This window comes from Rhizobium sp. BR 317 (genome assembly GCF_047445835.1).
Classification (GTDB): domain Bacteria; phylum Pseudomonadota; class Alphaproteobacteria; order Rhizobiales; family Rhizobiaceae; genus Rhizobium; species Rhizobium paranaense.
On sequence record NZ_JARWLB010000002.1, the window covers coordinates 258271 to 280309 of the forward strand.

Sequence of the window (22039 nt, forward strand, 5' to 3'; positions counted from 1 at the left end):
AACTGCGGGCCGACTTAATCCCTGCATTTCTCGTGTCTGGCGGACGTTTATCGCGGCAAACCTGTGTTTCGGCGACGCATTTATGACAAATCCCCTTCCCTTCGCCCAAGGAAAACACTATATCAGCCGTGCCGGTCTTCGGGCCGGCTATGGCGATAAATGAGCGGTGTAATAAACCTATTGGACCCGGGGGCGGTACCCGGCGCCTCCACCAAAAACCGGCCAGGCCAAATTGGCTTCAGACCGGCTTTTGATGGGGGCGAAACAGGATCGACAAGGGTGTAAAGATCGACTTTTCGCTCGGCATTGTACCACCGTTATCGGGCTAAAATTGTAGTTGCAAACGACAACTATGCGGAAGCTCGTCTCGCTGCTTAATCGCGGTGTGACACTTCAAATAAAGTCCTAAGGGGTCGCACTCTTAGGCGGGGTTCGAAGGCACCTGGCAACAGAAGCCTTCACCTTCTCCCTCTCTTCGATATTATGTATGATCAGGCTGATGACTCGCGCACGGGGGTTTCCCGTCAGCGCTGGGCGTGGCATAAGCCTTAGAAAAAACATGGCCAACGAAAGACAGGAAAGTATGGGGCAGGATCATATCCGCTACGACATTTTGGCACAGGACGCCCTGCGTGGAGTCATCCGCAAGGTGTTGACCGAGGTCGGCACCACCGGCCGTCTGCCCGGTGACCATCATTTCTTTATCACCTTTCTGACCGGCGCGGCCGGCGTGCGCATTTCGCAGCACCTGAAGTCGAAATATCCGGAGCAGATGACCATCGTCATCCAGCACCAGTTCTGGGACCTGAAGGTTACCGAGAGCCAGTTCGAGATCGGCCTCTCCTTCTCCGACGTTCCGGAAAAGCTGGTCATCCCGTTCAACGCGATCCGGGGCTTCTACGATCCATCCGTGAATTTCGAGCTGGAATTCGACGTGCCGCTCGCCGAAGACGAGGAAGTGACTTCCGGCGAGATCACCGCCTATCCGGTACCGGCCGAGGGCAGCGAGGAGCCTGCGGCCGCCAAGGACGGCGAGGAGAAGAAGCCAGGATCGGTCGTCTCCCTCGACGCGTTCCGCAAGAAGCAATAGCATCCGGGGAAGCAGGCGCTTCCCCTTTTTGCATCGACCGTGGGGGACATCGATGAGTGCCGAAATCGTCAATCTACGTCAGTTCCGCAAGAAGCAGACACGCTTCGAGAAAGAAAAGCAGGCGGAGCAAAATCGCGTTACCTTCGGCCGCACCAAGGCGGAGAAGAACCTGACCAAGGCTCTCAACGACAAAGCGGCAAAAGCGCATGAGGCCGGCCATATCGAGCCGTCCAAGACAGATGATTGAAGTGCCGAGCTGAAAGTCGAATTCCTTCCGAAATCATTCGCTTACCCCAGCATTTTGAATCATTTTTAGAATTACCTCTTCCGTTTCCGAACTTTTTGATCGATCCGCCGATGATCCGCAAACATTCCGCCACCCTGCATGGCCATCGCACCAGCTTTTCCCTTGAAGACGCCTTCTGGACCGAGCTGAAGGCGATCGCCAATGCGCGCGAAACGTCTCTTGCAGCGCTGATCTCCGAAATCGACGATGGGCGCGATCCCGAGAGCAACCTTTCTTCGGCGCTTCGGCTCTATGTTTTGAAATGGCTGAAGGATCGCCGCTGAAGCGCGTGCGTTAAACGAGGCGCTTAATCACCTCATTCTCCACTCGACAGCCTCCCCGCTCCCTACGACGAAGGCAAGCGGATTTCGTATGGTCGATGGCGACGGATGCTACCGGGCGATGCCGGGAAGATTGTTGAAGTTCAGCGGCCCACCAGTCTGCGGCACCTGTCCATTGAGAACGGGCACTTGCTGCGCTTCCGCCTTCGCGCGGGCTTCCGCATTGGCCTTCGCCTTGGCTGCATCTTCAGCCTGCTTTTCCGCGGCCGCCTGACGCGCCAGCCCCCTCAAACGCTGCTCTTCGGCGCGACGCTGCTGATCGATTGCCGCATCGCGCTGACGCTGGGCTTCGCGCGCAGTGGCAGTATATTTGTAAAGCGCCACCTCACGCCGCAACCGCTGCTTTTCCAACACGCTTGCCTGAAGCCGCTCGACACGCTGACGCTCGCGCTCGAATGCGCGCAGCGACAAGAAGCTGGTGATATCCGTCACATCCATCGTCCGCCCCGGCGTCGCCAACGGACCGGCGAAATTGAGACGCAGTGCCGGTTCGGCGCCGCTCAGCGCCTCGTTGCCGGCATTGAAATCAATGCCGAGCGAGCCGCGGATGCGTTCGTCCGCCAGGCTGATCTCGGCATTACCCGAAAGCTTCGCCAGCTCATTGCCGGTGCTGATATTGGCAGCGCGAATGACACCAGTCGAAATATTGAACGGTATGCTCATGGCCGGCAGCGCCGCCTCGCCATTGTTGAGCAATGTCTGCACGATCGGCAGCACTTTGTCGGCCGTGATATCACCCTGGATCTGGTCCGTCGCCGACAACAACGGCGGTAAGACGGAGAGATTGAGCCCGCGGACATGCGTATCGCCAAGCTTGATCTCACCCGAGCCGCTGGCGTTGGCGGCCAGTTCCCCCAGGCTCTTGCCGCTGGCTTCCATGCTCAGCCCCAAGCCAAAGCGGCCATTGGCAAGCGGCGCGCCATCGCGTTGCCAGGCGACGGCGGCAAGGTCGGCGTTGGTCAGGTTGAGCTTCGTCTGCATCAGCCCCGTACCGTCGGAATTCGCAAACATCAAATTGCCGCCAAGCGTGCCGCCGTTCCAGGCACCGGCAATGTCGTTCAGCCGCAGCTCCTCGCCCTTATAGGCGGCATTCGTGCTGAAACCCGAGATCGGGCCGAAGATACCCGGCCACAACTGCTTGGCCGAAAGCTTGACGTTGAGATCAAGCCCGCTGAACATCGGCAGCCCAAGCTTGGCTTTGGTGAGGTTGCCTGTCGTCGCATCCGTGATCGGCCCATAGATCGCCTCGCCGAGCCAGCCAAGATCGGCCTTGTCGAGCGTCAGCTCGCCGGTCGCCTTGATATTCGGTGCCTTGCGGTCGAAGGTGAGCGCGCCCGAAACATTGTTGTCGGCAAGCTGGCCCTTCATATCGGAAAAAACGACCTTGTCGGCATCGAGCGCAGCGTTTGCCTGGAATTTGACCGGCAAGCCCGTGCCCATTTGCGGTATGCCGATGCCGTTCATGACGAAATAGGGATCGATATCCGCACTCTCGAGCGATAGCGCGATCTTGCCGTTAAGGAAGGTGGCTGGACGCACGTCGACCTTGCCATTCGCGGTAAACGACGTCTTGTCGGTGGCAAAGGTCAGCGCCGCATCCGCCGGATCGGCGCCGTTTGCCGTCACCTTCAGCGTCAGGCGGCCATTGGCATCGGCTTCGACGGGCAACGGATCGAGGCCCGCCTGTCCGAACAGAATCGAGGTCACGGAATTCTCGAGCGTCGCCTCCAGCGTCGTCGTCCCTTTTCCGGTCAGCGCCAACAGGTCGGACATGCGGTAGTCGAGATTGACGCGGCTGCCGTTGGAGACGCCGGCAAGCGTTACCGCCAGTCCATCGGCCTGGTCCCCGCCAAGCGTCAGCGCGCCGCGAAGGGCCGTATTCCCATACCAGGCAGCGTTTCGCACAAGCCGGTCCATCGCCGGATGATGCGGCAGATGCTGGCTCAGCATATCGAAGAAGGGACCGGGATCGGCCGCCTTGAAGGTGATTTCGCCAGAACCCTTGTAGTCCAGTAGCGAACCGTTGGCACGGCCGGTTGCGGTAATCTCGGCCCCGGCGACATTGCGCACGGCAAGCTTGTCGAGCGTCAGCGCGCCATCGGCGATCGAAAACGACGTCTCGACATTATCGGCCTGCACGCCGAAAGCCGCAAATTGATCCGCTTTCAGATGCGCCGTAATCCGGTGATCGAGCAATGTTTCGCCGGCATCCTGGCCGGTAAACAGGCTTGTGAGTGCCCTTAGCGCATCGAGATCAAGCGCATCGCCACTAAGATCGACGGCGAGCCTCGGCGCTTGATTATCGGTCGGCGCCTGCCGGTCGAGCTGGCCCTTAAGCGTTGCAGAGCCGACGGCGATTTCAAGATTTTCGAAACGCTGCTCCTCGTGGCGCAGGCTGACATCGGCGGAAAAACCGGCCTGACGCAACTGCCGGATCGCCGGATCGACCGAACCCACCAGCCAGGATGCCAGGCCGGATGGCTGGTTGGAAGCGACGACGATATTGCCGCTGAAATTTGGATCGCCCTGCAGCATCAAATTGCCCCTGGCCTCGACCTGGGTGCGACCCGGCAGCATGCCGATCGCATGATCGATCTTCCAGCCGGTTCCGGCCGGCTCCAGGTCAAGCTGCACGTCGCGGATGGTCGTGTCGCCGGCAACAATTGCCGGCAGGCGGAAAGTCGCCTTGCCAGGCACCTGCGGCACAGGGATTTCGGCGGCAATGGCAATMAGGCTGTTCAATCGCTGGCGCGCCGAAATGGTGGGATTGCGGTTGGTCTTGCCGTTGGTGCCTTGAGTATTGCCGAGGCGGTTGACATCGATCTGCTGGCCGTCGGCCGTCAGCAGGAACTCCGGCTTGGTGCCGGTGTCCAGCGTCGCCTCCCCGGTCACCACATAGGGATCGTCCGCCGCCCCCACCTCGAGGCGATATTCCGGAATCCGTATGCGCTCATTGGTAAGCTCGAAGCGACCCTTGACGCGAGGCTGAACCTGCTCGTCGGCGGGCTTATGTGTCTGCTTGTCCTCAATCCCCGCCGTGAACATGCCGATATAGTCCGGCTTGCTGCGGACCAGCTTCAACTCGCCGTCGAGATCGACGTTGATGGGATGGCGGTCCGGCAGCAATCTGGTGCGGACGCGCAAGACGCCGTAATCGTCAGGCTGGCTGCTGGAGATGCTGAAATTGCCATGCTCGCCGTCGAGCGCCGCATCGCCATCGATTCGCCAGGGGCCTGCTAGCGACCGGGCGGACATTTGCGCGTTGAGGCCGGTAATGTGCCGGGTGCGGCCGGATTGCTCATCGATGAACTGGATATCGCCACCATCGACATGCACGCCTTCGAGCACCACCGACTTGGCGGGGATTTCCGGCTGGCTGCCACGCATCCAGTCGAGCGTCCCATCCTTCAGCAGTCGCAGACGCACTTTCGGCTCGGAAATGCGCATATCGAAAATCAGAGCTTCGCCGGAGAGAAATGGCGCCAGCTCGGCATCCATGGAGAATTGGGCGATCTGCACCAGCGGTGTTCCGTCGGCTTCCTGGCCGACGCGGACATCATGCAATGTCACGGAAGGAAAAGGCAGAAGGCGAGCGTCGACGGTGCCATGAACGGTCACCTTCTTGCCGATGATCCGACTCGCCTGATCCTCGAAATTCTTGCGAAAATCGGTCCAGTCTATGAAGAGCGGAGCAAGCAGCGCCACGAACAGCACTACTACGAGCACTCCCCCCAGAAAAACCAGGACCCTACCTAACAATGCACACCGTCTCCATTCAGCATTCCAATTACGATATCAAGGCGCCACATAGCGAGGCGGACACGCAAAAGACATTCCAGATCTTCAGCCTAAGCCTGCTTCCTTATCCGAAAACTGCTTCGCAATTTTTGGACCATGCTGCAAATCTAGGGCATCTTCACCGCTTTCCATGACGCCATATGAAAACGGGATGGTCTAGCCTAACGCCATTCACGCCGGGGGCAAGCCAAGATCTTGGCAATATTCCATTTTTCAATGAACATGGAATATCTTGCCGGGGTTGAAAATCGCGTCGGGATCGAGCGCCTGTTTGACCTGGCGCATCAGATCGACGGCGCCGCCAAGCTCCTGCTCGAGAAACGACATCTTGCCCTGCCCGACCCCATGCTCGCCGGTGCAGGTGCCCTCCATCGCAAGCGCCCGTGCGTTCAGGCGCGCAACGAAGGCCTCGACGACAGCGATACCTTCCGGCGTCTTGTCATCGAAGAGCACCAGGACGTGGAAATTGCCATCGCCGGCATGACCGACGATCGGCGCCAGCAACCCATGCTCCTCGATATCAGCCTGAGTTGCCGCCACGCATTCGGCAAGTTTCGAGATCGGCACGCAGACATCCGTCGACAATGCCGCCAGTTCCGGCGCCAGAGCCCGCGACGCCCAATAGGCGTCATGACGCGCTTTCCATAGCTTGTTGCGCTCTTCGAGATTGCTGGTCCAGGCGAATTCACCGCCACCGCATTCGGCTGCGATCTCGGCGAATTGCGCTGACTGCAGCGCGACCGTCTCGTCCGTACCGTGAAACTCCAGGAACAAGGTCGGCTGCTCGTCATAGGTCAAGCCGGAATAACGATTGCAGGCCCGCATCTGGACAGCGTCCAGGAGTTCGATGCGAGCGACAGGAACGCCCATCTGGATGGTCATGATGACCGCATCGCATGCTGCCTTCACGCTCGGAAAGGCGCAGGCACCGCCGGCGATCTTCTGCGGAATGCCTTGCAGGCGCAACGTCACCGAGGTCAGGACCCCCAGCGTTCCCTCGGCACCGACGAAGAGTCTGGTCAGGTCATAGCCGGCGGAGGATTTTCTGGCGCGGCGGGCGGTGCGGATCTCCTCGCCATTGGCGGTGACCGCGGTTACGGCAAGCACATTGTCCTTCATTGTCCCGTAGCGCACCGCATTCGTGCCCGAGGCACGCGTCGAGGCCATGCCGCCGATCGAGGCATTGGCGCCGGGATCGATCGGGAAAAACAGGCCGGTATCGCGCAGATAATTGTTGAGCTGCTCGCGGGTCACGCCAGGCTCGACCGTGCAATCGAGATCTTCGGCATTCACTTCAAGCACACGATTCATCCGGCTGAAATCGATCGAAATTCCGCCCTGCGGCGCGTTCACCTGCCCCTCCAGCGAAGACCCCGTGCCGAAGGCGATCACCGGCACCTTGTGTGCGGCGCAAGCCTTGACGACCGCTTGCACATCCTCACTCGTCTCAGCGAAAACCACGGCGTCGGGTAGCTGGGCCGGGATATAGGTGGTCGTGTGGGCATGCTGGGCTCGAAAGCTCTCGCCGGTCTGGAAACGCTCGCCGAAGGCCTGCTTCAGGATGCCGAGCACGGCAGCAATGCCCGCCTCGTTGCGTATCCCCGCCTTCGCATCAGCCAGAGCCATCTTTCCGATCTCCCTTCGCAAGTCCTAAAGGGATGTTAACCCTTTTCGCGGTTCTATGGGACATCAGGGCGGCGCTGTCCAGTCACGAAAACAACCCGCGTTTCCGCAAAGCGGCTATATCAGCGACGTCAAATCGATCCGCTTCAATTGCTCCCAGCGAGCGGCCGCATCTGTAGATCGAAACTCGACTTCACCACATTGTTGGAAACGATCGCGAGCGTGCTTTTTCCCTGCTGGCAGAGGTCGCTCGCAAGACGATATTCGTAGCCGTTGTTGAGAAACGAAAACTGTCCGGCCATCACGCCGGCCTTGCAGAGATCGGCACCTCCCGCCGGCGCTGCAGCCAAGGGCGCATAGTGGCCGCCGATCTGGATGGCGTTCGATGTCTTCTTGTCGACGCCGATATAGTTCAGGTCGCAAGAAGTCGTGATGCCCGCAACACTGCTCGCGCCGTCTGCATTGCAGGCGCTGTAGATATAGACGTAGTTTTTGTCCGATTCGAACGCGACGCCATTGTTGAACTTCACGTCGCTGGCCTTGCCGTTGAGCTGCGACGGAGTGCCGTCCTGGGATATGCTGAGATTGCCGCCATTGTATTTGAACGCATAGCCGGAAACATGGCTCGGCGAACCGTCCGCCTCATGGCCGTTGACCTCATTGCCGCTATAGATATCCGCCTTGTCGTGCTTATCGTTGAGCACCACCAGCTTCACATCCTTGCAGTCATAATCGCCCCCACAGCGGTCGACGATAAAGGCTTCATGTCCTTCGACTTGCAGGGAAAAGGCGGGACTGCTTGCAAGAAGAGCGGCTGACGATGCAGCGACGGCGAGCGCATGGCGCGGCCTAAAACCAGCACGAAAATTCGCCAGTGCGATACCGGCCTCGCGACCCCTGCCCGCCATCATGCCCATCAAAGCCATCGCATCGATCTCCCTCGCCTGCATGGGTTGTATGGGGCAACAGCCGGCCTGTCCAGCGAGGGATATCGAAGGAAACGAAATACGGCCAGGCGTTGTCATCGATAGGCGATGGCAGATTAGGCGAAGTGTAAGATCTGCAATTTTTTTGAGCATAATTCGATTTACGCAGCACAAAGCGCCCGCAAAAACTGCGCGCTTGACGAGAAATTATGCTCTCCCGCGACTGGCACATGACTTGCGTTTTGCCCGGCAGCTTTGACATAGCCACGATTGGAAGGACATTCGATGAAGCGCAGACAATTGCTCATGGCACTCGGTATGGCGATGCTGACGATGGGGTCACTTTMGAGCCCGCACGCAGCCCGGGCAGACGCCTTGAGCGACATTACTTCGCGGGGCACGCTCCGTGTCGCCGTTCCTCAGGATTTTCCTCCTTTCGGCAGCGTCGGGGCGGATATGGCGCCCATGGGCTACGATATCGACATGGCAAACCTGATCGGCGAAAAGCTCGGCGTGAAAATCGAACTTGTGCCGGTCACCAGCGCCAATCGCATCCCCTACCTTCAGACGAACAAGGTCGACCTCGTCATTTCGAGCCTCGGCAAGAATGCCGAGCGCCAGGCCGTGATCGACTTCACCGATGCCTACGCACCCTTCTTCAACGGCGTCTTCGGTCCCGCCGACGTGACGGCTGCCAAGCCGGAAGATCTTTCCGGCAAGACGATCGGAGTTACTCGTGGCGCCATCGAGGATCTGGCGCTGACGAAAGTCGCGCCGCAGGACGCGACGATCAAGCGCTACGAAGACAACAACGGCACCATCTCCGCCTTCCTCTCGGGCCAGGTTGACCTGATCGCTACCGGCAATGTTGTCGCCGCGGCCATTCTCGCCAAGAACCCGCCAAAGAAGCCGGAGATGAAATTCCTCATCACGAACTCGCCCTGCTTCATCGGCTTGAACAAAAACGAGCCCGCCCTGCAGAAAAAGGTCAACGACATTATCGCCGCCGCCAAGGCCGATGGAACATTGACCAAGATATCGCAGAAGTGGCTGGGCGCCGACCTCCCCGCCGGCTTCTGATCCACGAAGTACCGGCCTTGCCATCTCCATATGGCAAGGCCGGCCGAGCGAGGCACTCTCTTATGCGCTATCACTTCGATTTCGGCTGGCTTGCCGAATACTATCCCGTTCTGATCAAGGGAATTCTCATCACCATAGAGCTGACTATCGTCGGTGCGGTCGTTGGTATCGCCGTTGGCATCGCTTGTGCCTGGGCGCGTGCGCTGGGTCCGCGCTGGCTCAAGCCCTTCGTCGCGGCCTATGTCGAGCTGATCCGCAATACGCCGTTCCTGATCCAGCTTTTTTTCATCTTCTTCGGCCTGCCCGCCGCCGGCATTCACATGAACGAGATCGCCGCCGCCAACCTCGCGATGGTCGTCAATCTCGGCGCCTATAGTTGCGAGATCATTCGTGCCGGCATTCAGGCGACGCCACGCGGTCAGTTCGAGGCGGGAGCCAGCCTCGCTATGACGCCATTCGAGACCTTCCGTCACGTTATCCTCGTCCCCTCGCTCCAGCGCATCTGGCCGGCGCTGTCGTCACAGGTCGTCATCGTCATGCTCGGCTCCTCCGTCGTCTCGCAGATTGCCGCCGAAGACCTGACGTTTGCCGCAAATTTCATCCAGTCGCGCTCCTTCCGCGCCTTCGAAGCCTATTTCGTTTCCACGGCAATCTATCTGGTTCTCGCAGTCATCCTACGGCAGTTGCTTGCTGCCGCCGGCAGGCTGATCTTCCCGCGCAGGGTTCGCCAATGATCCAATTCACCACCTGGGACGTTCTGCGCGGCCTGCTTCTCGCCACACGCTGGACCATTCTGCTCTCGCTCGTTTCCTTCATCGGCGGCGGTGCCGTCGGCGCAATCCTGCTATTCCTGCGCATCGGCAAAAACCGAGCAGCGCGTATCGCGGTCAAGTATTTCGTCGAACTCTTTCAAGGCACGCCCCTGCTGATGCAGCTCTTTCTGGCCTTCTTCGGCCTCGGCCTCTTCGGCATCGATGTGCCGGCGTGGCTGGCCGCCGGCGTTGCCCTGATCCTCTGGTCTGCAGCCTTTCTCACCGAGATATGGCGTGGCTGCGTCGAGGCCGTGGCGAAAGGCCAATGGGAAGCCTCCGCCAGCCTCGGCATGGGCTACATCCAGCAGATGCGCTACGTCATCCTGCCGCAAGCGCTTCGCATTGCCGTGCCGCCGACGGTCGGTTTCTCCGTGCAGGTGGTCAAAGGCACCGCTCTGACCTCGATCATCGGCTTCGTCGAACTTTCGAAGGCCGGCACGGTCATCACCAACGCGACGTTCCAGCCGTTTACCGTCTACGGCTTCGTCGCCCTCATCTATTTCGCCCTATGCTGGCCGCTGTCGAAGAGCAGCCAAATCCTGGAAAGGAAACTCAATGTCGCTCATCGAGGTCACTGAAGTCCGCAAGAGCTTTGGGGCGAACGAGGTACTGAAAGGCATCAACCTCGATGTCGAGCCCGGCGAAGTGATCGCCATCATCGGCAAAAGCGGCTCGGGCAAATCGACGCTGCTGCGCTGCATCAATGGGCTGGAAACGATCGACGACGGCGCAATCTCGGTGGCCGGCGCGCAGCTCCTGCCCGATGATGTGCATCTGAAGGCATTGCGGCTGAAGGTCGGCATGATCTTCCAACAGTTCAATCTCTTTCCGCATCTGAGTGCCGGTCGCAACGTCATGCTGTCGCAAATGGTCGTGAAGAAGGCCACCAAGAACGATGCCGAGGCGATGGCCCGGCGCATGCTCGATCGTGTCGGACTCGGACACAAGTTCGACGCCTATCCCGACGAACTCTCGGGCGGTCAGCAGCAACGCGTCGCCATTGCCAGGGCGCTCGCCATGCAGCCGATCGCGCTCCTTTGCGATGAGATCACCTCGGCGCTCGATCCCGAACTGGTGGCTGAAGTTCTCGCGGTTGTCCGCGAACTTGCCGGTGAAGGGATGACGCTGTTGATGGTGACACACGAAATGAAGTTCGCTCGCGACGTCTGCTCGCGCGTCGTCTTCATGCACCAGGGCCGCGTCCATGAAATCGGCCCGCCGGGCGATGTCTTCGCCAATCCGCAAACACCGGAGCTCAAACAATTCCTCGGCATGCATTGAGAATTGCCGGAGGGTTCCGGCTAGCCTCGCGGCGGCACCCCTGCGGTCTCCAGCATGCCAACCCAAGCGCCCGGCGCCATGCCGAATGCCTTCTTGAAATGCCGGGTCAGATGGCTTTGGTCCGCGAACCCGGTGGCGGCTGCGACTTCGGCGATCGGTTCGCCATCGGCGATCATCGCCTTGGCCCGCTGCAGCCGCCGCATCAGCAGGAAGCGATGCGGGCTGGTGGCGAAAGCAGCACGGAAATGACGTGAGAGCGCAAAGCGGTCGAGGCCGGTGATGCGCTCCAGTTCCTCCGAGCGGACGCCACGCATGGCATGCGCTTCCAGATAATCGCGCGCTGTCTTCACTTGGCTCCAGGCAACGCTTCCCAACGGCTTTTGCGGCAGGCGCGCATGTGAGGCGAGCCCTGCAGCAACCCGTGAGACGAAATCATCGACGAAGAGTTCATCCAGCTCGCGGTCGAGTTCGCCAAGTGCTGCCAGCAGCAGGCCGGCGAGACGATCATCCTCGACCACGGGATCATCGACAAAGGGCAGGCCGATGCGCGCCGCTTCGAGACATTGCATCAGCATCGACGGTTCGAGATAGAGCATGCGGTAGAGCAATCCGTCGTCGGTCGCGGCACCGCCATCATGCAGCTCGTCCGGATGCAGGACGATCACCCGGCCCGGCAGGCTGTAGCGCCGCTCGCCGCGATAGCTGAAGGCCTGCACGCCGCGGATGGTGACGCCGAGCGCATAGGTATCGTGCCGGTGCGGCTCGAACGCGTCGCCACGAAATTGCGCCTGAATGCGCTCGATACCGGGATAAGCGGGTGCGGATACGATGCGGTTTGCTTCCGGCATCGTGCACGAACGTTCAAGACCTTCGAAGATATGGCCGGCAACATCCTCGCGCAAAAGCTCATTCCCAGACTGCATAAGAGAGATCACCAATGTTCAATACCAAAATCGCGATCATTCTGCGAAGCAATCTTGCATCCTGGCAAAAACTGAACGTGACCGCCTTCCTATCGAGCGGCATTGTCGGTCAGTTTCCTGACGTCATCGGCGAGCCCTATCGAGACCGCGCCGGCAACCTCTACAACGCGCTATCGATCCAGCCGATGATCGTCCTATCCGCCGACGAAGAGATGATGAGCACGATTCATCGCCGGTCGCTGGAGCGAAATGTCACCTCCTCGATCTTCATCGAGGAAATGTTTTCGACCGGTCATGATGTCGCCAATCGCGCCGTCTTCTCCGAATTTGCGCCCGAGGACGCCAAAGTGGTCGGCATAGCATTGCGCGCGGACAAGAAGATCGTCGACAAGATCACCAAGGGCGCGACGATGCATTCGTGAATGGGTTGCAGTGAAAACAAAACGGCCGGGTCGCAAAACCCGGCCGTTTTGTTGGAATAGCCAATGTCAGATCAGCCGTTCTGGGTGATCGGCGCGATCTGGATTTCGACGCGGCGGTTCTGCGAACGACCGGCCTCGCTGGCGTTGGTGGCGACCGGCTGGCTCGGGCCGAAGCCGACGGCGGACATGCGGCGCTGGTCGATGCCCTGGCTGCCGAGGTAGCTCGCAACCGAATCGGCGCGGCGTTCGGACAGATCCTGGTTATGCTGCAGGCTGCCGGTCGAATCCGTATGGCCGTTGACGTCGATCAGCGTCCGGTTGAACTTGCGAAGCACGATCGCGACCGAATTCAGCGTCGAGAAGAATTCCGGCTTGATCGCATCCTGGTCGATGTCGAAGGTAATGGCCGACGGCATGTTGAGGATGATGCGGTCGCCGACGCGCGTCACCGAGACGCCCGTGCCCTGCAACTGCGCACGCAGCTCAGATTCCTGCTGGTCCATATAGTTGCCGATGCCGGCACCTGCGAGCGCGCCTACGCCGGCGCCGATCAGCGCCGCATTGCGGCGCGATGCCGGCGAGTGGCCGATGAGGAGGCCGGCAACCGCACCGACGCCAGCGCCGATCGCGGCACCGCCCGCCGTGTTGGATACTTTCTGCTCGCCCGTATAGGGGTCAGTTGTCGTACATGCATTGAGAAAGGCTGCCGAGACGGCAAGGATGGCAAATTTCTTGATCATAGAATCGTCGCTCTCCGGTTCGATGGTCCGCAGGAGATATGAAGCATTGCGGCAATATGATGAAGCGGAATCTTCGCCTACCCACTGCCGATCTGCCGGCACCTTGTTCCGGAGCGTTTTCTCCCCAATTTATGGCTTGCAGGGAACAGGATTCGCTTCGCCGATCCCTCTCTATTCCCGTTGAAATCCAAAGCGTTACGTGATTAGAGGTTCTGGAAGAGCTGTCTCAACGTATCGAAGCTCGCATTGGCAATCGACAACGATTGCAGCCCCAATTGCTGCTGCGTCTGCAGCGCCAATACCCTGCTTGATTGCTTCTCCATATCGGCATCGACCAGCTTGCCGACGCCGCTGGTGAGCGAATCACTGAGATTGCTGGCAAATTGGCTTTGCAGACTGACACGCGATTCCAACGAGCCGAAAGCCGATCCAATAGTGTTCAGTTGATTCAGCATGGCGGTGACCGTGTTGACCATGTCGGTCAAAGCGCCCTGCGTCGTATTGGCGTCGAGCGAGATTTGCACCTGCCCGCTAGTGTCGCCGTTTTGGCTGCTGATCAGCACATAGTTTTGGGCCGCTCCCGCTTCCGTCGCAAAAGCGGTGGAGGTAAGCACGCCATAGCCGCCGGTGCCACTTGACTGATCGTCGATCAAGTATCGTGCATCCGCCGATACGATGGTGCCGCTGGTGGAGCTGACACCCTCATAATTCAGCATGCCGATCGAAACCGTGCCATCGGTATGATGGATGAGGGAGCCCGGGATCTCATGCGGCTCGGTCGGATCCTCACCGTCCTGGAGCACGACCCAGTTGACTCCGTTGAAGCTCGTGGACTGGCCGACGCTGCGAAGCTGGTCCTTGAGTTCGCTGATCTCGTCGTTGAGTTTGGTCTTATCGACGCTGCCCTCGTAGGCCGTCACCAATTTCGACCTGATCTGAGTGACGATGTCGATGGCGCTGTTGACGCCCGTGGAAGCGGTACTGACAGTGGCCGTGGCAAGCCCAAGTGCGTCCTGCACGGCTGAGACGGCGCCGATATCTGTGCGCGTCAGTGTCGAGATCGTCCAATAGGTGGCGTTGTCCTTAGCAGTCTGCACACGCAGACCGGACGACATCTGGCGCTGTGCGACATTCAGATTCGCCTGTGTGTTTCGAAGGACTTCAAGGGCTGTATTGACAGGGGAACTCACCCTTATGAAGGTCGAAAAAATACTCACGACACATGAACTCCGGACGCAACGATACGCAACAAGTACAAGGAGACATTGGAACCATGCCGCGGGCGCTCATGCGCGCGGGCCGACCAAGGTCGGCGAAGGTTGAGCCCGGCAAAAAACAGCGCCTGAAACTCGAGCGGTTACAGGTGCCTATGATTAGCAATCACGCTTAATAAAGCGATAATTGAAACAGACAATTTACCATAAATCGCCCCTCGACCCGAAAATGGTTATCTCGTTCAGGTTGCGATCATTCCACCGCCCTGAGCTTGGCCGCCCTTCGCGCGCAATGCGGAGGCCAACATCTCTTCGCGCAACCGCCGCCCCTCCTGCGACGGCGATTTCGGGCTGCCAAACGGTTATTGAACGGCCGGAACACTCAGAAATGTGCACTTTTTGTTCTATTTACCGGCCGTTTCTTTTGCCTTTCAGGGCAGAATCATTACATTGAGCCGCATGACTATCGGACATGACGACATTCCCTTCTTTGACGAGGAGCCGGAGCACCTGGCCCCGCGTCGGCCTGCCCCTGCCCCCAGCGCCGGTGGCGGTATTGCGGCCCGCGCCATGGCTGCGCGCGATAGCGGCCGCCGGCCCGACTATCTCGCTGGCCTCAACCCGGAGCAGGCGGAAGCGGTCGAGACGCTGGATGGGCCTGTGCTGGTGCTCGCGGGCGCCGGCACTGGCAAAACGCGGGTGCTGACGACCCGCATCGCTCATATCCTGTCCACCAACCGCGCCTTCCCCTCGCAGATCCTCGCCGTCACCTTCACCAACAAGGCCGCCMGCGAGATGAAGGAGCGTATCGCCCTGCTCGTCGGCGGCGCTGTCGAGGGCATGCCGTGGCTCGGCACGTTCCATTCGATCGGCGTCAAGCTGCTGCGCCGTCACTCCGAGCTGGTCGGCCTCTCCTCGAGCTTCACCATTCTCGACACCGACGATGTCGTGCGTTTGCTCAAGCAATTGATCCAAGCCGAGGGCCTAGACGACAAACGTTGGCCGGCTAAGCAATTTGCGGGGATGATCGACACTTGGAAGAACAAGGGCCTCAGCCCGGCCGACATTCCGGAAGGCGATGCACGCGCCTTTGCCAACGGCAAGGGCCGCGAACTCTATGCCGCCTATCAGGCCCGCCTGAAGACGCTGAACGCCTGCGACTTCGGCGACCTTTTGCTGCATCCGATCAACATGTTCCGGCAGAATCCTGATATATTGAAGGATTATCACCAGCGCTTCCGCTACATCCTCGTCGACGAATATCAGGACACCAACACGGCGCAATATATGTGGCTGCGTCTGCTGGCGCAGCGGCCGAAGGGCGAACTGCAAAACGTCTGCTGCGTCGGCGACGACGACCAGTCGATCTACGGCTGGCGCGGCGCTGAGGTGGACAATATCCTGCGCTTCGAAAAGGATTTTCCCGGCGCCAAGGTGATCAAGCTTGAGCGCAACTATCGCTCCACCGAACATATTCTCGGGGCTGCCGCGCATCTCATCGCCCATAACGAGGGTCGCCTCGGCAAGACGCTGTTCACCGACCGCTCCGACCCCGACGATATCAAAGTGCAAGTGCACGCCTCCTGGGATTCGGAGGAAGAAGCGCGTGCGATCGGTGAAGAGATCGAGCAGCTTCAGCGCAACAAGCATAATCTCAATGATATGGCGATCCTCGTGCGCGCCTCTTTCCAGATGCGCGAATTCGAAGATCGTTTCGTCACGCTGGGCCTGAACTATCGTGTCGTCGGCGGCCCTCGCTTCTACGAGCGCCTCGAAATCCGCGACGCCATGGCCTATTTCCGCCTCGTCTGCCAGCCGGCCGACGATCTTGCCTTCGAGCGCATCATCAATACGCCCAAGCGCGGCCTCGGCGACACCACCGTTCGTGCTTTGCACGATTATGCCCGTGAGCGCGACATTCCGATGCTGGCGGCAGCGGCCGATATCATCGAGACGGACGAGATGAAGCCGAAGGCGCGCAAGGCGCTGTTCGACGTCGTGCAGTCCTTCCGTCGCTGGCAGGGCCTGCTTGAAAACACACCGCATACGGAGCTTGCCGAGCAGATTCTCGAAGAATCCGGCTACACCGACATGTGGAAGAACGACAAATCGGCGGAAGCACCCGGACGGTTGGAAAACCTGAAGGAACTCATCCGCTCGATGGATAGTTTCGAATCCATGCGCGGCTTCCTCGAACACGTCGCCCTCGTCATGGACACTGAACAGAACGAGAATCTAGACGCAGTCTCGATCATGACGCTGCACTCCGCCAAGGGTCTGGAATTCGACACCGTTTTCCTGCCCGGCTGGGAGGAAGGCCTTTTCCCGCACCAGCGCTCGCTTGACGAAAGCGGCCGCGCCGGTCTGGAGGAAGAACGCCGCCTCGCCTATGTCGGCCTCACCCGCGCCAAGCGCCGCTGCCACATATGGTTCGTCTCCAACCGCCGCATCCACGGCCTCTGGCAATCGACCATCCCTTCGCGCTTTCTCGACGAACTGCCGGAAACCCATGTCGAAGTCGCGGAAGTGGAGCAATCCTATGGCGGTTACGGCCGCGGCGGCTACGGCCAGTCCCGTTTCGACAAGGCCGATCCCTTCGCCAACTCCTATTCTACCCCCGGCTGGAAACGCGCCCAGGCCAACAAGACCGACGCCACCCGCGACAACTGGGGCTCCCGCTCCGGCCACGCCGTCGAACGCATCGGCTACGGCGAAAGCGGCCCCAAAACCCGCACCATCGACGGCGAACTCGTCGCCAAATCCACCTCCGCCGAACCCTCCCGTTTTTCCATCGGCGACCGCGTCTTCCACATCAAGTTCGGCAACGGCAATGTCTCGGAGATCGAAGGCAACAAGCTGACGATCGATTTCGATCGCGCCGGGCAGAAACGAGTGTTGGATGGTTTTGTGGAGCGGGTTTGAGGGTTGTTGCAGGCATCTGCCGCATCAATCATCTGCTTCGTCAACGCAATACACTTTGCCCCGCCGACCTAGGGTACATGCTCCATCATGATTTGCGTGTGCAACATCGGCGCTTCGCTTCCAAAGTAAGTCTTCAGTAGCGGCAGAAAATCGTCTGATAGATAAAAATCCGTGAGCGCACGGTCGACCACTAGGCGGAAGTCGGCATCGTCGCGCCTCAGAGCGATTGCATATGGTTCGTGCGTGAACAGGCGATCGCCGACTTCGAGCAAGGACGGATCGTGCGCGCGCTGGGCCAAGCTCATCAACAGCACCCGATCGGCAAAATAGGCGTCGATCTTATGTTCCTCCAGCGCCTTAAGTCCGTCTTCGTGCGTGTCGAAATCGGCGATCCGAGTTTTCGACGTCTCGATGCTGCGCGCCTCGCGCAATATTGCATCCGTCGTGGTGTTTGCGCGCACACCAATGACGCTGGTGGATGCGGCACGCTGGCTGACGGAACGAACGGCGGGCGTGTCGAGAAATAGCGCGTGCAGATAGTCGGGCGAGTCCTTGCGCAACAGGGCGCTCGCCCCGGTCAGGAAGATTGGCTGTGAGAAATCAACGAGTTTCCGCCTCTCCAGATTGACGGTGATAGCCCCACAAAGCAGGTCGATCTGACCGTTCTTGACAGCGTCGAAACCATTGGCCAGCGTCATTTCTACATATTCGCGCTTTAACTGCGGAACCGCATGCTCGATTTCGTCGGCGACCTTGCCGCAGAGGTCGATGGCATATCCCGTCGGCTTTTCATTCGGCTTGCTGGAGGAAAACGGTGCCTCGTCGGCGATGTAGCCGATGCGCAGGGTTGTATGCTGGTGAAGCGTGTCGAGCGTCCCGGCGCTGGCTCCGCAGACCGAAAAGAAAACGGCAAGGCCCGTCAGCAGCAACCTTCTCATGCGCTTGGCCAGACCTGTATGCGGGGGCAACGGCACCAGCATTATCCTCGTCTCCGAAAAACGGATGATCGCAAGAGCTGAAAAAGCAGATTATGGCTTCGCGTTCATTTGTCAATCGCGGACACCTCAGCGACGTTGGTGGGAAAAACACCTCTGTTTCCCGAGATTCACCAGATGTCTTCGATGTCCGGCATGTCGCCGCGGACCGTCAGCAGCCTCGACATCTGGCGCGTCGCCACATACCGCCCCGATTGTCCGGCGCACTTCAAGCATTCCCGGGGACCGCCCAAGCCACAAGCCCGCATAGCCCCTCGAAAACCATCGCGCCCCACCTTATATTCAGTGTGAGCATAAAAAGCTTGATCCCCAGCGCAACGCTTGGCATCGTTGCAATGCAACAAAGATGGAAAGACTGGCCATGAAAGCACTGCTGCTGATCGACATCCAGAACGGTTTCTGCCCCGGCGGCAATCTGCCGGTGCCCGATGGGAATCGGGTGGTGCCCGTCGCCAACAGGCTGATCGACAGCGACAAATACGATATGGTCCTCGCTTCGCAAGACTGGCATCCCGCCGGCCACGGCAGCTTTGCCTCCGCCCATCCCGGCAAGAAGCCCTTCGAAATGGGCATACTCTCCGGCAAGCGGCAAATGATGTGGCCGGATCATTGCGTCCAAAATACCGAAGACGCCATGCTTCATCCCGAACTGAATGCCGACGGAATCGACTTCATCCAACAGAAGGGTCAGAATCCTGCTGTCGATAGCTATTCCGCCTTCCGCGACAATGATCACACGGCTTTCACCGGTCTTGCCACGCATCTGCTCGCCGAGGGCGTTACCCAGCTCGACCTCTGCGGGCTCGCGACCGATTACTGCGTGAAATTCTCGGCTCTGGACGCCGTTGAAATGCTGCCGGGTGTAAAGGTCCGCTTCATCGAGGATGCTAGCCGTGGCATCGATCCTGCCGGCGTTGAGGCTGCGATCGACGAAATGCGGACACGCGGCGTTGCCATCATCGACAGCAAAGAAGCGCTTGCCTAAAATTMCTCCTATCGAGCTAAACCTTCCCTAAAGAAAATAGCGCAAACTATTCCCGGTATTGAAGATATTGGGACATTTCGCGTGCAGTCGATCACCATCAACGGTCGTTTCCTCAGCCAGCCTTTGTCGGGCGTGCAACGTTTCGCCCGCGAGCTGACACTGGCGCTGGATCGCAAGATCGCCTCCGGCGCCGTTCCGGCGGCGCTGAAGGGCATCAACTGGCGGCTCGCCGTGCCGCGCGATACGCCCGTCGATATCGGGCTCTCGGCCATCTCGGTCGACGCCTTCAGCTCCGGTCCCGGCCATGTCTGGGAGCAGAYGGCGCTGCTCGCCCGTTCCCGCGGCGGCCGGCTGATCGGCTTCGGCGGCAGCGGCCCGCTGTTGCATCGCCGCCAGGCCGTGGTCATCCATGACGTCACGATCTTCCGTCATCCCCAATCCTTCAAGCGCAGCTATCGCCTGCTGCACGGCGCGCTCGGCTCGGTTCTAACCCGCACCGCAAAGATCGGCACCGTGTCGGAATTCTCGCGCAAGGAATTGGCCTCCGTCTTCCATGTTCCTACCGACGGCATCGATGTCGTCTACAATGCCGTCGATCATTTCGCCGCCATCGAGCCGGACGAGTCGATCATCCGGCGCCTGGGCCTTAAAACGAACGGCTTCTTCCTGCTGGTCGGGACGATGAAGCCGAACAAGAACCTCGATTTCGCCATCCGCGCCTTCGAAGCTCTGCGCGATCCCGATCAGAAGCTGGTGGTCGTCGGCGGCACCGCGCCGACCGTGTTCAAATCGGATGGCCCCGAATCGAACGATCACATGCTCTTTCCCGGCCGCCTGAGCGATGCGGAAGTCGCCGCTCTCGAACGCCATGCCACCGCTTTCGTCTTCCCAAGCCTCTATGAAGGTTTCGGCATTCCGCCACTGGAGGCGATGACGCAGGGCTGCCCGGTGCTCGCCGCCGATATCCCCGCAGTACGCGAAGCCTCCGGCACCGCCGCACTCTATTTCGATCCAACGCAACAGGATGAGCTGGTTGCGGCCATGCGCCGGATCGCTGGCGACGAAGCATTGCGTGAAGACCTGCGGCAAAGGGGCCGCGAGAATGTCGCCCGTTTCTCCTGGGACCGCAGCGCCGACCGCGTGCTGTCCATGCTGGAAGATCTTTAGTTACGACACGGCCTGCCGGCGGAACATCTTGACGAAATAGCTGTAAAGGCCAAGCAGACAAAAGGCCGCCCCGCCGGCCATTCCGGCGCCGACTGAAATCCACAGCGAATAGTCGAAGCCGGCTGTTGCCAGCACCGGCACGGCGAGCCCGACTGCTGAAAGCACGACCGGCTGCCAAACAAAATCGAAGGGCAGCGCCATCAGCACTTTCACGCCGATCACCATCGCGATCAGAGCCCCGATCATCGCTCCGGCCATCAGCGCGCCGTCACTGAAGGAAACGAGATAACCGCCCGCGAGTGCGCCGACGTTGAGCAACACGCAATCCACCACGGCCAGCAGAAAGATCGCCAGCAGCCGATGGCGCAGATGCGCCGGCGTTGGCAGCATGTTGAGCGTCAAAGCCCGGCAGACTGACAGGCCGGTGACCAATGGCGCCGCGTGAAGAAAGCCATCGCGCAGGCTCAGAGCGATGACGAAATGACCGACCGGCTGCAGCAGGGCAAAGATCCCCGCCGCCGTCATCAAGGTGAAACCCGTGAGCAGCGAATAGTAGCCGCCGAGCTGCCGCCGGAACGCCACTGTTGCGCCCTCGCGGTCGTAGGTTGCGACCACATCGGGATATTGGATGGCCTGCAGAGCCGAGACGATGAGCACGAAAGGCCGCTGCAGCAAGTCAAGCGCCAGCAGCGCCCCCGCCGCACCGCCCGCGCCCAAAGCCGCCGTCAGGATCGATTTCAACCCAAGCGGCGCCAAAAGCCCGATAACCGAGGCACCGGCCGCAACGCTGCCATAGACAAAATGCTTTCGCATCAGCGGCAGTTGGAGATCCGCTGCCTCTCTCAGGCTGTTGCGGGTCAGGAACATTGCTAGTCCGCTATAGGCGACGTAACCTGCGAGCAGGCCGGCGACCGCATAGGCAAAACTCGGCATGATCGCCGCGCCAGCCAGCGTGCCAACCGCCAGAATGGTGGCCCGCGAACCCTGCAGCCGCGAAAAAGCGCGAAACTCCTGGCGGAAACGCAGCATAGTCAGATGCAGGTCGCTGCCACCCTGAAAGATCGCCACCAGACCGCCAAGCACCGCGATCTCCTTCGGTACTGCGAAGAAGGTCGATGCAAGGGCAGCCAGGATGCAGATCACGGAGCAAGCGGCAAATTCGACGGTTAAAGCCGTACGCTCCGCTGCCTCGCTACCCGGCGCCTGGCCCGGATAGAAACGGCTGCAGGCGAAACGCACCCATTCGAAACAGAAGATCGCCGCGAACTGGCTGATGGAAATGAACAACGAATAGGCGGCATAATCCGCCGGCGACAGCAAATGCGCGACCGCGATCAGCAGCCCGAAAGCCACCGCCGCCTGATAAAAATATGCCGCCAATGCTATGATCTTTGCCATGCCGGCAGCTAACAGCAAAAAGCTGAGAAAAGCGCT

19 protein-coding genes and 1 other RNA gene are annotated in these 22039 nt (G+C 59.9%); 12 read left to right on the forward strand and 8 right to left on the reverse strand.

Going from position 1 to position 22039, the window contains the following annotated elements; translation table 11 throughout:
- The first annotated feature begins 91 nt into the window (after positions 1-91).
- The 4 genes from ssrA to QD357_RS03855 all read left to right on the forward strand — a co-directional run bounded on the left by ssrA (position 92) and on the right by QD357_RS03855 (position 1660).
- Positions 92-463, forward strand: a transfer-messenger RNA (tmRNA) gene (ssrA, locus tag QD357_RS03840).
- Positions 464-583: 120 nt separating this feature from the next.
- Positions 584-1090 (forward strand): SspB family protein, encoded by a 507-nt coding sequence (locus QD357_RS03845; protein WP_107108421.1) that lies wholly within the window; start codon positions 584-586, stop codon positions 1088-1090.
- A gap of 52 nt (positions 1091-1142) precedes the next feature.
- Positions 1143-1337 carry a DUF4169 family protein gene (locus QD357_RS03850; RefSeq protein ID WP_107108422.1) on the forward strand — a complete coding sequence of 65 codons (195 nt, stop codon included), beginning with the start codon at positions 1143-1145 and terminating at the stop codon, positions 1335-1337.
- A gap of 110 nt (positions 1338-1447) precedes the next feature.
- Positions 1448-1660 carry a ribbon-helix-helix domain-containing protein gene (locus QD357_RS03855; RefSeq protein WP_107108563.1) on the forward strand — a complete coding sequence of 71 codons (213 nt, stop codon included), beginning with the start codon at positions 1448-1450 and terminating at the stop codon, positions 1658-1660.
- Positions 1661-1768: 108 nt separating this feature from the next.
- On the opposite strand, the gene QD357_RS03860 is transcribed toward QD357_RS03855, so the two are convergent.
- The 3 genes from QD357_RS03860 to QD357_RS03870 form a co-directional block, all read right to left on the reverse strand.
- Positions 1769-5476 carry an AsmA family protein gene (locus tag QD357_RS03860; RefSeq protein ID WP_107108423.1) on the reverse strand — a complete coding sequence of 1236 codons (3708 nt, stop codon included), beginning with the start codon at positions 5474-5476 and terminating at the stop codon, positions 1769-1771.
- Between the two features lie 252 nt (positions 5477-5728).
- A complete protein-coding gene (locus QD357_RS03865) occupies positions 5729-7141 on the reverse strand; it encodes an FAD-binding oxidoreductase (RefSeq protein WP_107108424.1) in 1413 nt (470 codons plus the stop codon).
- Positions 7142-7284: 143 nt separating this feature from the next.
- On the reverse strand, positions 7285-8064 hold the full coding sequence (locus QD357_RS03870) for a hypothetical protein (RefSeq protein WP_107108425.1): 780 nt from the start codon (positions 8062-8064) through the stop codon (positions 7285-7287).
- 306 nt (positions 8065-8370) lie between these two features.
- Here QD357_RS03870 and QD357_RS03875 point away from each other — a divergent pair, with 306 nt between their 5' ends.
- From QD357_RS03875 to QD357_RS03890, 4 genes are all read left to right on the forward strand, one after another.
- On the forward strand, positions 8371-9144 hold the full coding sequence (locus QD357_RS03875; protein WP_414124093.1) for a transporter substrate-binding domain-containing protein: 774 nt from the start codon (positions 8371-8373) through the stop codon (positions 9142-9144).
- Positions 9145-9206: 62 nt separating this feature from the next.
- A complete protein-coding gene (locus QD357_RS03880; protein WP_107108427.1) occupies positions 9207-9878 on the forward strand; it encodes an amino acid ABC transporter permease in 672 nt (223 codons plus the stop codon).
- Positions 9875-10534: an amino acid ABC transporter permease gene (locus QD357_RS03885; RefSeq protein ID WP_107108428.1), complete on the forward strand. Its 660-nt coding sequence runs from the start codon at positions 9875-9877 to the stop codon at positions 10532-10534. Before QD357_RS03880 ends, QD357_RS03885 begins: the two co-directional genes overlap by 4 nt.
- Positions 10512-11237: an amino acid ABC transporter ATP-binding protein gene (locus tag QD357_RS03890; protein ID WP_107108429.1), complete on the forward strand. Its 726-nt coding sequence runs from the start codon at positions 10512-10514 to the stop codon at positions 11235-11237. The genes QD357_RS03885 and QD357_RS03890 overlap by 23 nt, the downstream gene beginning before the upstream one ends.
- A 20-nt stretch (positions 11238-11257) precedes the next feature.
- Here the strand turns inward: QD357_RS03890 and QD357_RS03895 are convergent, their stop codons facing one another.
- Positions 11258-12160, reverse strand: a complete 903-nt coding sequence (locus QD357_RS03895; protein ID WP_414124046.1) for an AraC family transcriptional regulator — start codon at positions 12158-12160, stop codon at positions 11258-11260.
- 14 nt (positions 12161-12174) lie between these two features.
- Between QD357_RS03895 and QD357_RS03900 the strand changes: the two genes are divergently transcribed.
- Positions 12175-12582 (forward strand): DUF2000 family protein, encoded by a 408-nt coding sequence (locus QD357_RS03900; RefSeq protein WP_107108431.1) that lies wholly within the window; start codon positions 12175-12177, stop codon positions 12580-12582.
- A 71-nt stretch (positions 12583-12653) separates the two neighbouring features.
- Here the strand turns inward: QD357_RS03900 and QD357_RS03905 are convergent, their stop codons facing one another.
- Both QD357_RS03905 and QD357_RS03910 read right to left on the reverse strand, forming a co-directional pair.
- Complete coding sequence (locus QD357_RS03905; RefSeq protein ID WP_107108432.1) at positions 12654-13322, reverse strand: OmpA family protein; 669 nt, start codon at positions 13320-13322, stop codon at positions 12654-12656.
- A 203-nt stretch (positions 13323-13525) separates the two neighbouring features.
- Positions 13526-14539: a flagellin gene (locus QD357_RS03910; protein ID WP_107108433.1), complete on the reverse strand. Its 1014-nt coding sequence runs from the start codon at positions 14537-14539 to the stop codon at positions 13526-13528.
- Between the two features lie 456 nt (positions 14540-14995).
- Between QD357_RS03910 and QD357_RS03915 the strand changes: the two genes are divergently transcribed.
- The gene (locus tag QD357_RS03915; RefSeq protein WP_414124047.1) at positions 14996-17458 is read left to right on the forward strand and encodes an ATP-dependent helicase; all 2463 of its coding nucleotides are present in this window, start codon (positions 14996-14998) and stop codon (positions 17456-17458) included.
- 68 nt (positions 17459-17526) lie between these two features.
- Here the strand turns inward: QD357_RS03915 and QD357_RS03920 are convergent, their stop codons facing one another.
- Positions 17527-18396: an amino acid ABC transporter substrate-binding protein gene (locus QD357_RS03920; protein WP_107108564.1), complete on the reverse strand. Its 870-nt coding sequence runs from the start codon at positions 18394-18396 to the stop codon at positions 17527-17529.
- Between the two features lie 418 nt (positions 18397-18814).
- Here QD357_RS03920 and pncA point away from each other — a divergent pair, with 418 nt between their 5' ends.
- Both pncA and QD357_RS03930 read left to right on the forward strand, forming a co-directional pair.
- A complete protein-coding gene (gene pncA, locus QD357_RS03925) occupies positions 18815-19438 on the forward strand; it encodes a bifunctional nicotinamidase/pyrazinamidase (protein ID WP_107108435.1) in 624 nt (207 codons plus the stop codon).
- 81 nt (positions 19439-19519) lie between these two features.
- Positions 19520-20605: a glycosyltransferase family 4 protein gene (locus tag QD357_RS03930; protein ID WP_414124048.1), complete on the forward strand. Its 1086-nt coding sequence runs from the start codon at positions 19520-19522 to the stop codon at positions 20603-20605.
- Here QD357_RS03930 and QD357_RS03935 read toward each other — a convergent pair whose 3' ends face one another.
- A complete protein-coding gene (locus QD357_RS03935) occupies positions 20606-22003 on the reverse strand; it encodes a hypothetical protein (protein ID WP_107108437.1) in 1398 nt (465 codons plus the stop codon).
- Positions 22004-22039 lie beyond the last annotated feature (36 nt).

Coding starts and splice junctions, on each gene's coding strand:
- QD357_RS03845 (WP_107108421.1), top strand. CDS start 584: ATGGGGCAGGATCATATCCGCTACGACATTTTGGCACAGGACGCCCTG.
- QD357_RS03850 (WP_107108422.1), top strand. CDS start 1,143: ATGAGTGCCGAAATCGTCAATCTACGTCAGTTCCGCAAGAAGCAGACA.
- QD357_RS03855 (WP_107108563.1), top strand. CDS start 1,448: ATGATCCGCAAACATTCCGCCACCCTGCATGGCCATCGCACCAGCTTT.
- QD357_RS03865 (WP_107108424.1), bottom strand. CDS start 7,141: ATGGCTCTGGCTGATGCGAAGGCGGGGATACGCAACGAGGCGGGCATT.
- QD357_RS03870 (WP_107108425.1), bottom strand. CDS start 8,064: ATGGCTTTGATGGGCATGATGGCGGGCAGGGGTCGCGAGGCCGGTATC.
- QD357_RS03880 (WP_107108427.1), top strand. CDS start 9,207: ATGCGCTATCACTTCGATTTCGGCTGGCTTGCCGAATACTATCCCGTT.
- QD357_RS03885 (WP_107108428.1), top strand. CDS start 9,875: ATGATCCAATTCACCACCTGGGACGTTCTGCGCGGCCTGCTTCTCGCC.
- QD357_RS03890 (WP_107108429.1), top strand. CDS start 10,512: ATGTCGCTCATCGAGGTCACTGAAGTCCGCAAGAGCTTTGGGGCGAAC.
- QD357_RS03895 (WP_414124046.1), bottom strand. CDS start 12,160: ATGCAGTCTGGGAATGAGCTTTTGCGCGAGGATGTTGCCGGCCATATC.
- QD357_RS03900 (WP_107108431.1), top strand. CDS start 12,175: ATGTTCAATACCAAAATCGCGATCATTCTGCGAAGCAATCTTGCATCC.
- QD357_RS03905 (WP_107108432.1), bottom strand. CDS start 13,322: ATGATCAAGAAATTTGCCATCCTTGCCGTCTCGGCAGCCTTTCTCAAT.
- QD357_RS03920 (WP_107108564.1), bottom strand. CDS start 18,396: ATGAGAAGGTTGCTGCTGACGGGCCTTGCCGTTTTCTTTTCGGTCTGC.
- pncA (WP_107108435.1), top strand. CDS start 18,815: ATGAAAGCACTGCTGCTGATCGACATCCAGAACGGTTTCTGCCCCGGC.
- QD357_RS03935 (WP_107108437.1), bottom strand. CDS start 22,003: ATGGCAAAGATCATAGCATTGGCGGCATATTTTTATCAGGCGGCGGTG.